Origin of the sequence: Pseudoxanthomonas sp. J31, assembly GCF_000510725.1 — a bacterium.
Lineage (GTDB): Bacteria > Pseudomonadota > Gammaproteobacteria > Xanthomonadales > Xanthomonadaceae > Pseudoxanthomonas.
Window position 1 is genome coordinate 371897 of sequence record NZ_AZNZ01000001.1, and the last position, 11232, is coordinate 383128.

9 protein-coding genes are annotated in these 11232 nt (G+C 71.5%); 6 read left to right on the top strand and 3 right to left on the bottom strand.

The features are described 5' to 3' along the window. Positions 1-16 precede the first annotated feature (16 nt). Together PSEJ31_RS0101665 and PSEJ31_RS0101670 are read right to left on the bottom strand one after the other, a co-directional pair. Positions 17-916: a DMT family transporter gene (locus PSEJ31_RS0101665; protein WP_019398049.1), complete on the bottom strand. Its 900-nt coding sequence runs from the start codon at positions 914-916 to the stop codon at positions 17-19. Next, a complete protein-coding gene (locus PSEJ31_RS0101670) occupies positions 913-3012 on the bottom strand; it encodes a glycoside hydrolase family 36 protein (RefSeq protein WP_028914452.1) in 2100 nt (699 codons plus the stop codon). Before PSEJ31_RS0101670 ends, PSEJ31_RS0101665 begins: the two co-directional genes overlap by 4 nt. Positions 3013-3136: 124 nt before the next feature. On the opposite strand from PSEJ31_RS0101670, the gene PSEJ31_RS0101675 reads away from it, so the two are divergent. Next, entirely contained in the window at positions 3137-4270 is a 1134-nt protein-coding gene (locus PSEJ31_RS0101675) for an amidohydrolase family protein (RefSeq protein WP_232210961.1), read from the top strand. Between the two features lie 12 nt (positions 4271-4282). Here PSEJ31_RS0101675 and agaR read toward each other — a convergent pair whose 3' ends face one another. Next, positions 4283-5065, bottom strand: a complete 783-nt coding sequence (gene agaR / locus PSEJ31_RS0101680) for a transcriptional repressor AgaR (RefSeq protein WP_028914454.1) — start codon at positions 5063-5065, stop codon at positions 4283-4285. A 134-nt stretch (positions 5066-5199) separates the two neighbouring features. Between agaR and PSEJ31_RS0101685 the strand changes: the two genes are divergently transcribed. The 5 genes from PSEJ31_RS0101685 (at position 5200) to PSEJ31_RS0101705 (ending at position 11135) form a co-directional block, all read left to right on the top strand. Next, positions 5200-8046 carry a TonB-dependent receptor gene (locus PSEJ31_RS0101685; RefSeq protein ID WP_037034230.1) on the top strand — a complete coding sequence of 949 codons (2847 nt, stop codon included), beginning with the start codon at positions 5200-5202 and terminating at the stop codon, positions 8044-8046. Between the two features lie 160 nt (positions 8047-8206). Further along, positions 8207-9253, top strand: a complete 1047-nt coding sequence (locus tag PSEJ31_RS0101690; protein WP_028914456.1) for a class I SAM-dependent methyltransferase — start codon at positions 8207-8209, stop codon at positions 9251-9253. 8 nt (positions 9254-9261) lie between these two features. Beyond that, positions 9262-9972 carry a pseudouridine synthase gene (locus tag PSEJ31_RS0101695; RefSeq protein ID WP_028914457.1) on the top strand — a complete coding sequence of 237 codons (711 nt, stop codon included), beginning with the start codon at positions 9262-9264 and terminating at the stop codon, positions 9970-9972. Further along, complete coding sequence (locus tag PSEJ31_RS0101700) at positions 9969-10673, top strand: HAD family phosphatase (RefSeq protein WP_019398199.1); 705 nt, start codon at positions 9969-9971, stop codon at positions 10671-10673. Before PSEJ31_RS0101695 ends, PSEJ31_RS0101700 begins: the two co-directional genes overlap by 4 nt. A gap of 66 nt (positions 10674-10739) precedes the next feature. Continuing rightward, the gene (locus PSEJ31_RS0101705; RefSeq protein ID WP_019398200.1) at positions 10740-11135 is read left to right on the top strand and encodes a DUF2946 family protein; all 396 of its coding nucleotides are present in this window, start codon (positions 10740-10742) and stop codon (positions 11133-11135) included. Positions 11136-11232 lie beyond the last annotated feature (97 nt).

The window sequence follows — 11232 nt, forward strand, 5'->3', positions numbered from 1 at the left end:
GGGAGGGGAGCGGGGGTCAGGGGGATTGCAGCGGCGCTTCCTGCTCCGGCTCCAGGGCCAGCAGCAGGGATGCCACCAGGGCCAGCGCCAGGCCGACCAGCTTCAGCGGGCCGGGCACGACGCCGGCGAAGAGCAGGGACACGGCCGCGGTGACCAGCGGGCCGCCGCAGTTGCTCAGCGGCGCCACCACGATCGCCTTGCCGTAGCGGAAGGCATAGACCAGGCACAGCGCGCCGATGGCGTTGAGCACCTGGATGCCCGCCGCCAGCCAGGGGCCGTCCCAGCCGGTGTTCACCGGCTGGCCGAAGTCGGTCATCGACCAGGCCACCGGGATCAGCGCGACCGCGCCGAGCGCCATGTAGAAGAAGATGCTTTCGGCGCTGACCGTGTGGTTGGCCAGCTTCATGAAGTAGGCCTGCACGCCCCAGGCGGCCATGATCAGCAGCGCGTACACGAACCAGCCCAGGCCTTCGCCGCCACCGCCGAAGCCGAGGTCCAGCAGCGGCAGCGCGACCAGTGCCAGGACGATGCCCAGCGCGCCCATGCGGCCGGTGCGCTCGCGCAGCAGCACGAACGACAGGGCGATGGTCACCACCGGCGACAGCGAGATGACCGGGAAGATGAAGTAGGCCGGGCCCACGGTCAGGGCGTGGAACAGGACCATCTGGCCGCCGGCGCCGAGCAGGCCGATCAGCAGGCCGTAGGCCACCGCGCGCGGGGTGCGGTCCAGCTTCCAGCCATTGCGCCACAGCACGAAGGTCGCCGGCGGGATCATGGTCAGCGCCCACACGCAGTACACCAGGGTGTCCGGGAAGCCGCGCTCGGCCGAGAGCGAGGACAGCGCGCCCCAGATGCCCCACAGCACCACGGTGGCCAGGGCATAGCCCAGCCAGCTGCGCCTGGGCACCGCGCTCATGCGGCCACCTCCGGGGTGGCCTGCAGGAACAGGAAGCGGTTGAAGGACACCTGCAGGGTGTTGGCCTTCGCGTCCACCACGCCCAGGTCCACGCCGTTGAACAGGTCGCGCACCTTGTAGCGGCCCTTGCCCAGGCCGCGCAGCTGCACCGGGCCCTGGTACTGGGGCGCGTAGAAGGTGTAGTACATGGCGCCGTTCTTGCGGATGGCGTGCGCCTCGGGGCGGTCGAAGCCGATGTCGTACAGCGCGCCCAGGTACTCGCCCCGCGGCAGCATGTGCTCGCGGTACAGGCCGACCCACTTCTCCCACAGCTGCTCGCGCTCGCCGGCCAGCAGCAGGCCGCCGGGCGGCGGGGTGAGCTTGGGGTTCTCCACGTCCTTCGGCCAGGTGAACTTGGTCGAGATCACCGCGCCGATGCCGACGCTGCTGGCCCAGTCGTCACCGTTGTCGCTCAGCTCGACGTGGTCGCCGGCGTAGCTGCTGCGGGAACCGGCCAGGGCCTTGAAGGTCTTGCCCTTGTGCCGGACCTGCCAGGACGAGAGCGGGTCGGAGGAGGGGAACTGGTCGGTGCCCGGCAGGCTGTGGAAGGACAGCGCGGTGCCGCAGGGGCACAGCTCCACCACCGCCTCCGGGTTGGCCTCGTGCGCGGCGCGGTGGATGGCCTCCCAGAACCTGGGCAGGGCGCGGCAGGACTCGTCCGGGTCGGCGTGGTTGTGCGCCGGGTTGTGGCAGGCGGCCACGCCGTTGAGGTGGTGGCCGTCGAGCTTGAGGCCCTCGAAGCCCCAGTCGCCGATGATCTTCTTCACCAGGGCCACGTAGTAGTCCACCACCGGCTGGTGGCCGGGGCACTGGGTCAGCGAGTTCCACCAGGTCACGGTCTGGAAGCCGCCGTCGGCGTCCAGCAGCAGCCAGTCCGGATGCTTGAACAGGACCTCGCTGCCCGGGTCGGCGGCCAGCGGCGCCAGCCACAGGCGCGGCCGCAGGCCCTGGGCCTTGATGTCGGCCACGAAGCGGCGCATGTCGGCGTCGCCATTGGGGAACTTCTTCGGGTCCAGCTGCCAGTCGCCTTCGTTGTTCTGCCAGCCGTCGTCCAGCACCACCCACTCGAAGCCCAGCTCTTTGACCTTGGGCAGGGTGCCGAGCACCTGGTCGAAGGTGAAGTCGCGCTCGTAGCCCCAGGCGCACCACACCGGCGCGAACGCCGAAGCCGGCACTTCCGGCGCGGCGATGCCCTCGGCCTCCATGTAGCGGCGGTAGAGCTCCAGCACGGCGAAGTAGTCGCCGGTGTGCAGGCTCACGAAGGTGCGCTCGGTGGCCAGTTCGGCGCCGGGGGCGAGGGTGGTCGCGTGCGGCGACTGGATGGCGATGGAGGCGCCGTTGGGGCTGCGGCGCACCGGCATCTCCAGCCGGTGCGGCACCGGTTCGACGTGGCCCACGGCCAGGCCGATGTCGCGGCGCCAGATGTTGGCCACCGGGGTGCCGCCACCGTAGTCGGAGGAGTCCATGTCCAGCGAGTTGCGCTGGTCGAAGCCTTCCACCAGCGGCTGCACCCAGTCGCGGCGGTCGGTGTGGGTGGCGCCGGAGAAGCTCCAGAAGCCGCCCTCGCGCTCCTCGAGGCTGTAGCCGCTGTTGCGCCAGCCGTCGACCTCCAGCGGGGCGTCGCCGGTGTTGCGGTAGCGGACCTGCAGCAGGGCCAGGCCGGGATAGCGGGCGAGGAAGGTCACCTCGACCTGCTTCTCCACGCCGTTGGCCGCGCGGCCGCTGACGATGGTGCGCACGCCGCTGCCATGGCGGCGGTCGCGCACGCCCTCGCTGCGCTGGCCGGTGAACTGGAAGTCGGCCAGCGGCTGGCCGTCCACCAGCAGTGCCTCGCTGGCGTGCCAGCCGGTGGCGAACTCGCCGCGCCGCGCCAGCCGGGTATGCAGGCGTTCGTCGAACGCGATCGCCAGCTCGCCGTCCTGCACCACCGCGCGGCCGGCGCCCGCGGCCACCCTGGCCGCGGCCTGGGCCAGCGGCATGCCGGCAAACGGCAGGGTGGAGGCGGCCACGCCTCCGGCGACCAGCTTGAGGACCGAACGACGACCGATGGGTGGCATGTGGGACTCCCCGGTTGGTTTGGGGGTCATTCTTACCGTCTACCGCCACCTGTCGCAACAATTTCGTTTCGTTGTGTGCTACAAAAGTTTCGTTTAGTTACTCGCACCTACCACGGGAGACAGCATGGCACAGCACACGAGCATGGACGGCCGCTGGCGGACGGGGATGGCGGCACTGGGCCTGGCCCTGGCGCTGGCGGCCTGCGGATCCGGGCAGGCGCCGCAGGCCGCGGTCCCGGCGACCTATGCAATGGACGACTTCGCCACGGTGCGCAAGTTCGACGCGCACGTGCACGCCAATACCCACGACCGCGCCCTGGTCGAGCAGGCCGCCGCCGACAACTTCGCGGTGCTGTCGATCAACGTCGACTACCCGGCGTTCCCGCCGGTGCCGGAGCAGCATGCGGTGGCGCTGGACCTGGCCGGGGCGGCCGGCGACCGCTTCCACTGGGCCGCGACCTTCACCATGGCCGGCTACGGCTCGCCGGAGTGGGCGCCGCGGGTGGAAGGCGAGCTGGAGGTGGCCGTGGCCGAGGGCGCGCGCGCGGTGAAGCTGTGGAAGAACATCGGCATGGTCGAGCGCGACCCGGCCGGCAACCTGGTCAGCATCGACGACCCGGGCCTGGCCCCGGTGGCCGGCGCGATCGCGCGCCTGGGCGTGCCGCTGATCGCGCACCAGGGCGAGCCGCACAACTGCTGGCTGCCGCTGGAGGAGATGACCACCGACAACGACCGCGAGTACTTCTCCAACCACCCGGAGTACCACATGTACCTGCAGCCGGACATGCCCGGCTACGAGGACCTGATGGCCGCGCGCGACCGCTTCTTCGCCGCGCACCCGGAGATGTCGCTGGTTGGCGCGCACATGGCCAGCCTGGAGTACGACGTCGGCCGCCTGGGCGAGTTCCTGGACCGCTTCCCCAACGCCACCGTGGACCTGGCCGCGCGCATGGCCCAGGTGCAGTACCAGTCGGTGCGCGACCCGGAGCGGGTGCGCCAGTTCTTCATCCGCTACGCCGACCGCCTGCTCTACGGCACCGACCTGACCCAGCAGCCGGGCGACGATCCGGCCGAGTTCCGCCGCGTGGCGCACGAAACCTGGCTGTCGGACTGGAAGTACCTGGCCACCGCCGAGACCCAGCACATCGCGACGATCCGCGCCGACGTGCCGGGCCTGGCGCTGCCGCGCGAGGTCGTCGACCGGATCTACTGGGGCAACGCCGCCCGGGTGTTCGGGCTGGAGGCGGCGGCCGAGTGAGGCCGCCGCGGTTCAGGCCAGCAGCGGCTCGACCCCGAGCTGCTCGCAGGCCTGGACGATGTCCGCCGGCGCGTCGGTGTCGGTGATCAGCATGTCCAGCTCCGACACCGGGATGATCCGGTGCAGGCAGATCCTGCCGAACTTGGAGCTGTCGGTGATCGCCACGACCTTGCGCGCGGCCTCCACCATCTTGCGGTTGAGCTGGGCTTCCGGCTCGTAGTGGGTGGTGATGCCGCGCTCCAGGTCGAAGCCGTCCACGCCCAGGAACAGGGCGTCCACGTGCAGGGCCTCGATCGCCTCCACGGTCAGGCCGCCGTAGAAGGCCATGTTCTTGCGCCGCAGCTGGCCGCCGAGCATCACGATCTCGATGTTGCTCTTGGACACCAGCGCGCCAAGCACGCCGAAGTCGTTGGTGACCACGGTCAGCTCGACGTTGGGCAGGGCCTCGGCCAGCTGGATGGCGGTGGTGCCGGAGTCGATGGCGATGGTCGCGCCCGGCTCGACCAGGGCGGCCGCGCGCGCGCCGATCCGGCGCTTCTGCTCCAGGTGGGAGGTGCGCTTGGCCTCGTAGTGCGGCTCGACCGCCGGCGCGCCGAGGGCGCCGTTGTCGATCGCCCCGCCGTAGGCACGCGACATCACCCCGCGTTCGCTCAGGTAGCGCAGGTCCTTGCGCACTGTCTGCATGCTCACGCCGAAGCGCCGGGCGAGTTCGGCGACCTGGACGCTGCCGTGCTGGCGCACCAGTTCGCTGATCTGCAGGCGACGTTGGCTGGTGTCCCGGCCTGTACTGGTCATGGAGCCTCCATCCTCCTGCGGGCGAGTATGTCGTATTTCGTTTGCTTTCGCTATTGATAGGAAACGAAACACTAGGTTACGCTCGGTTTCGTTCCGTTCACAATCGTTCTTCACCTGCCGAGGAGAGAGAGCCCGTGAAGTCGCTATTCCCGCGTCGCAATACGCTGTTCCGTGGCATCGCCGTGGCGTTGCTGGCGTCCCCCTCGGTCGCCGCGCTGGCCCAGGACGCCGCCGCCACGGCCGAAGCCGCCCCGCAGGAACTGGATGCCGTGGTCGTGACCGGCGTGCGTGCCTCGATGGCCCGCGCGGTCGAGCTCAAGCGCGAGGCCGGCACCGTGCAGGACTCCATCAGCGCGCTGGAGCTGGGCAAGTTCCCGGACGACAACGTGGCCGACTCGCTCAGCCACATCACCGGCGTGGCCATCTCGCGCACCGCCGGCGGCGAGGGCCAGAAGGTCAGCGTGCGCGGCCTCGGCCCGGAATACACCATCACCACCTTCAACGGCCGCATCCTCGCCACCGACGGTGCCGGCCGCGACTTCGCCTTCGACGTGCTGCCGGCCGACGTGATCAGCGGCGCCGACGTGGTCAAGGGCGCGCAGGCCTCCCTCACCGAGGGCGCGATCGGCGGCCTGATCAACCTGCGCTCGGCCAGCCCGTTCGACCAGAAGGGCCAGCACGGCGCCGTGCGCCTGGAAGGCGACCGCAACCTGATGTCCGAGCTCAACGGCGGCAAGCTTTCGGCCGTCTACAGCAACACCTTCGCCGACGACACCATCGGCGTGGTGGTCGGCACGGTCTACGCCAAGCGCAAGGACCGCACCGACGTGGCCGGCAACGACGGCGGCTGGACCCGCAACCCCGACCCGACCGACGAAAGCTGGCTGTGGGGCAACGCCTGGGGCGGCTCGATCGACCCCAACGGCAACGGCGAGCTGGACCCGGAGGAGTACGGCCTGATCGGCCCCGGCCAGTTCCGCGTCGGTTCGATCCTGGAGGAGAAGAAGCGCACCGCCTTCACCGCCAAGGTGGAGTGGCGCCCGACCAGCGACCTGCGCGTCACCGTCGACGGCCTGAAGACCCGCCTGGATTCGCCGCAGGTCGGCTACCAGCAGTCCTACTACCCGCTGTACGCGCCGGGCCGCTGGGAAAACATGGTGGTCCGCAACGGCGTGGTCACCGCGTTCGACATCACCAGCGACGACCCCGAGCTGCGCCTGAACCCGGAGCTGCTGAACCAGACCGAGCACCGCGTGGTCGACACCGACCTGTTCGGCGCCAACGTCCACTGGCAGGCCAGCGACAACCTGCTGCTGGTGGGCGACGTCTACCGCTCCAGCTCCGAGCGCCGTTCCGGCGGCCAGGACACCTACGTGGTCCTGCGCATGAACCAGCCCAACACCTCGCACTTCTGGCTGGACAAGGGCGTGCCCAACGTCGAGGCCACCTTCGCCGACGGCCGCCAGCTGGCCGCCGGCCTGGCCAACGGCGAGTTCGGCCCGTCCGACTTCAACACCCATTACTTCTCGCTGGCCGGCGACAACGTCCGCGACCAGATCACCGGCAGCAACGTCGGCGGCGAGCTGTACGTGGGCGAACTGAACATCGACAAGATCAAGTTCGGGATCGGCCACAACCAGCGCAAGAAGTCGCGCGACCTGGTCAACAACTCGCTCAACGGCGGCGCCGACTACTACTCCGGCGACAACGCGATCAACGTCGGCCTGCTGGGCGGCAACGTGCTCTCGCGCAGCTTCAACCTGCCGCACTTCATGGACGAGTCCGGCTCGGTGTTCCCGCGCTCGTTCCTGGCGTTCGACGTGCCGGCCTACATCGAGGCGCTGAAGGCCTACAACGGCACCCGCCCGGACGGCACCCCGTACGACTACGCCGCCGCCGGCCCGGTGTGGAACCCGCTGGAAAGCTACCGGGTGACGGAGAAGACCTGGACCGGCTACGTCGAGCTGGAGATGGCCGGCGAGCGCTGGGACGCCAACGCCGGCGTGCGCCTGGTCAAGACCCGCACCACCGCCCAGGCCTGGGACGGGAAGATCACGAAGATCGTCGAGAACGGCGCCTGGAACTACACCGCCACCTACGCCGAGCCCAGCTCGATCTACCAGACCTCGGACTACACCTACGCGCTGCCGTCGGCCAACTTCAGCTGGCACTTCAGCGAGGACCTGCTGCTGCGCCTGGGCGCGGCCAAGACCATGGCACGCCCGGCGGTCAGCACCCTGGCGCCGACCAACACCACCGAGAGCGTGTCCTGGGGCGAGTTCACCCAGATCTACGGCGGCAACGCCGAGCTGAAGCCGTACACCGCCAACCAGGCCGACGCCTCGCTGGAGTGGTACTTCGCCGAGAACTCGATCTTCAACTTCGCGGTGTACTACAAGAAGATCAAGAACCAGATCACCACCAGCTGGGAGCCCGGCGAGGACATCGGCGTCGGCCCGATCCTCGACGCCGCCGGCAACGCCATCACCGACGGCCCGACCCTGTTCAACATCATGCGCCCGATCAACGGCGACCACGCCAAGGTGCATGGCTACGAGATCGGCGCCCAGCACTTCTGGGACAACGGCTTCGGCGTGCGCGCGCAGTACACCCGCAACTGGTCCAGCAGCTGGGTCGACGGCGAGGAGCGCCCGCTGGAGGGCATCGCCCCGTCGGTGTACTCGCTGGGCGTGATGTACGAGCGTGGCCCGTGGTCGGCCGGCGTCACCGCCGACCGCACCGACGGCTTCGTCACCGCGACCAACGTGCTCGGCGCGGGCTTCAACGAAGTGGCCGACCCGATCACCTGGGTCACCGCGCACGTGTCCTACGAGTACGACAAGCACCTGACCTTCTCGCTGGAAGGCCGCAACCTGCTGGACGAGGCCAACACCTACAGCATCAACGGCAACCCGCTGCTGAGCCAGGGCTACTACCGCTACGGCCGCGGCATCACCCTCGGGGTGAGCTACCGCTTCTGAGCTTGCGAGAGGGCGACGCGGCGCCGGCCATGACGCCGCGTAACCCGGGCCAGCCTCCCCCGCGGAGGCTGGCCTTCTTTTTTTGCCCGCGCACCGGCCGCTGCGGCGCACTGCCGCGACTGGCGGATAATGGCCAGCCCCGCCGCCCGTTCCCGACCGCGTGAGCACCGAAGACGAACCCCTCAAGGCCCTGCTGCTGCCGTTCGACGGCGGCGTCCTGCCGTGGCCGCAGGGCCGCGTGCTGTTCCTGCGTGGGCGCGACGGCTGGCCGCTGCGCCGCCACGACCTTTCGCGCCTGCGCTGCGAGCAGGGCTCGCGGCCGCTGGCCGACGCGCTGCAGCGCGCCGGGATCGATGCGGTCCCGGAACTGCCCGCCGACGAGCCGGCGGCGGCGCTGGTGCTGGTGCTGCCGCCGCGCCAGCGCGAGGAGGCGCGCGCCCTGCTGGCACGCGCCGTGGACCTGGCCGCGCCCGGCGCGCGCGTGGTGGCCGCCGCGGCCAACGACGAAGGCGCGCGCTCGCGGGAGAAGGACCTGCAGCAGCTGGCCGGGCTGGACGGCAACCTGGCCAAGTTCCACTGCCGCGTGTTCTGGACCCCGCCGTTGCAGGGACCGCGCGACGCCGCGCTGGCCGCGCAGTGGCGCGGCGGCGACGCGGTGCGGCCGCTGCCGGGCGGGCGCTTCCACAGCCGCCCCGGCGTGTTCGCCTGGGACCGGATCGACGCCGCCTCGGCGCTGCTGGCCACGCACCTGCCGGCCGACCTGCGCGGGCGCGGCGCCGACCTCGGCGCCGGCTGGGGCTACCTCGCCGCCGAGGTGCTGGAACGCGCCCCGGGCGTGACCGCGCTGGACCTGTACGAGGCCGAGTTCCGCGCGCTGGAGCTGGCGCGCCGCAACCTTGCCGGGGCGCGCATCGCGCCGGGCTTCCACTGGCACGACGTCACCGCCGGGCTGGCCCGGGGCGGCTACGACTTCATCGTCAGCAACCCGCCGTTCCACGCCCACGACCGCGGCGACCGCCCGGAACTGGGCCAGCGATTCATCGAGGTGGCGGCGCGGGCGCTGCGTCCCGGCGGGCGCCTGCTGCTGGTGGCCAACCGCCACCTGCCGTACGAGGGCACCCTGGCGCAGGCGTTCGGCCAGCGCAGGGTGCTGGCCGAAGCCGGGGGATTCAAGGTGATCGAGGCAACCAAGGGAGCGTCGCGTTGAGCAAGTCGATGAAGCTGGTCAAGCACCTGGCCAACCTGGGCTACGGCAGCCGCAAGGAGGTGGCCTGGATGTTCCGCGAGGGCCGCGTCACCGACGCCAATGGCGAGGTGCTGTACCAGGACGACCCGCTGGACCACGACAACGTGCGCGTGGACGGGCAGCCGCTGGACCCGCCGCCGGGCCTGGTGCTGATGCTGCACAAGCCGGCCGGCTACACCTGCTCGACCAAGGACCCGGGCCGCATCGTCTACGACCTGCTGCCGCCGCGCTTCCGCCTGCGCAACCCGGTGCTGTCCACCGTCGGACGGCTGGACCGCGACACCACCGGGCTGCTGCTGATGACCGACGACGGCCAGCTGCTGCACCGGATCGTCTCGCCGAAGTCGAAGCTGGCCAAGGTCTACGAGGCCGGGCTGGCCGAGGACCTGCGCGGCGACGAGGCGCAGCTGTTCGCCAGCGGCACCCTGGTGCTGGAAGGCGAGGACACGCCGCTGCTGCCGGCGCGCCTGGAGGTGCTGGGCCCGCGCCGCGCGCGCCTGGTCCTGCACGAGGGCCGCTACCACCAGGTGCGGCGCATGTTCGCCGCCGCCGGCAACCGGGTGCTGGCACTGCACCGGCCGCAGGTGGGCGGGCTGGAGCTGGGCGGGTTGCCGGAAGGACAGTGGCGCCAGCTCGGCCAGGCCGACCTCGACGCGCTGTTCGCCGGAGCGGGCGCGTGAGCGCCGGCGCGGGCCTGGCCCCGCTGCCATTCGCCCCGGAGGCGGTGCTGTTCGACATGGACGGGCTGATGCTGGACAGCGAGCGCGCCATCACCCGCTGCTACGCGCGCGCCGCCGCCGCGCTCGGCCACGACCTGCCCGAGGACTACTGGCTGCAGATGGTCGGCACCGGCGATGCCGCCTGCCGCGCGATGCTGGTCGAGCGCCTGGGCCAGGCCCAGGCCGATGCGTTGCTGCAGCGCTCCGGCGCCGAGTACAGCGCCATGGTCGATGCCGGCATCCCGCACCGTCCCGGCATCCTCGCCCTGCTGCAGTGGCTGCAGGAGCGCGGCGTCCCGCGCGCGGTCGCCACCTCCACCCGCAACCCGCTGGCCAGCCACAAGCTGCGCCAGGCCGGCCTGCTGCCGTACTTCCCGGTGGTCTGCACCGCCTCGGACGTGGCCCATCCCAAGCCGGCGCCGGACGTGTACCTGCTGGCCGCCAGCCGCCTGGGCGTGGAGCCGGCGCGCTGCCTGGTGCTGGAGGACTCGCCCGCCGGCGTGCGCGCCGCGCTGGCCGCGGGCATGACCCCGATCCAGGTCCCGGACCTGGTGGCGCCGGACGCGGCCACCCGCGCCCTGGGCCACCGCATCGCCGCCTCGCTGGAGCAGGTGCTGCCGCTGCTGCAGGCGGTGTTCGACCCGGTGGCGGCGGCGGACTGAGCGCCGCCGCGCGGCTGGGACCATCTGTCACTGGCCGTGCGCGCCCCTTTGTCTAGAATCCGCCCCATGCTGCGCGCCTCCCGCCTCCACCGGCTCCTGGCCCCGCTGGCCCTGCTGGCGGGGCTGTTGCTGGCGTTGGCGCCGGTGGCCGGGCGCGTGCTGGCCGCCGGCGGCCCGCAGCTGCTGGCCGGCTGGTCCGAGTTGTGCACCGCCGAAGGCCTGCAGCTGGCGCCCAGCGAGGCCCGCGATGCCGACGGCGCACCGCTGGCGCCGGCCAGCCTCCATGGCGACGCCGACTGCCCCTACTGCCCGCTGGCTGCCTCGCTGGCGCTGCCGGCGACGGCGACCGCGACCGTGCCCGGCCTGGCCCCGGCCACGCCTCCCGCCCGGCGTGCCAGCCCGCGGCGCCGCTTCCGCCGCCTCCACGGTCCCGGCAGCCGTGGACCGCCGCTCCAGGCCTGAACCGCGAACCGTCCCGCGCGGCCACGCCGCGCGTTCCCGCGTCCTGGAGCCCAACATGCCCTGCCACCGCCTGCCGCCAACCGCGGCACGCCGGACC

Bases quoted from the DNA above. Each gene is read 5' to 3' on its own strand.
- PSEJ31_RS0101665 (WP_019398049.1), bottom strand. From the start codon at position 916: ATGAGCGCGGTGCCCAGGCGCAGCTGGCTGGGCTATGCCCTGGCCACC.
- PSEJ31_RS0101670 (WP_028914452.1), bottom strand. From the start codon at position 3,012: ATGCCACCCATCGGTCGTCGTTCGGTCCTCAAGCTGGTCGCCGGAGGC.
- PSEJ31_RS0101675 (WP_232210961.1), top strand. From the start codon at position 3,137: ATGGCACAGCACACGAGCATGGACGGCCGCTGGCGGACGGGGATGGCG.
- agaR (WP_028914454.1), bottom strand. From the start codon at position 5,065: ATGACCAGTACAGGCCGGGACACCAGCCAACGTCGCCTGCAGATCAGC.
- PSEJ31_RS0101695 (WP_028914457.1), top strand. From the start codon at position 9,262: ATGAAGCTGGTCAAGCACCTGGCCAACCTGGGCTACGGCAGCCGCAAG.
- PSEJ31_RS0101705 (WP_019398200.1), top strand. From the start codon at position 10,740: ATGCTGCGCGCCTCCCGCCTCCACCGGCTCCTGGCCCCGCTGGCCCTG.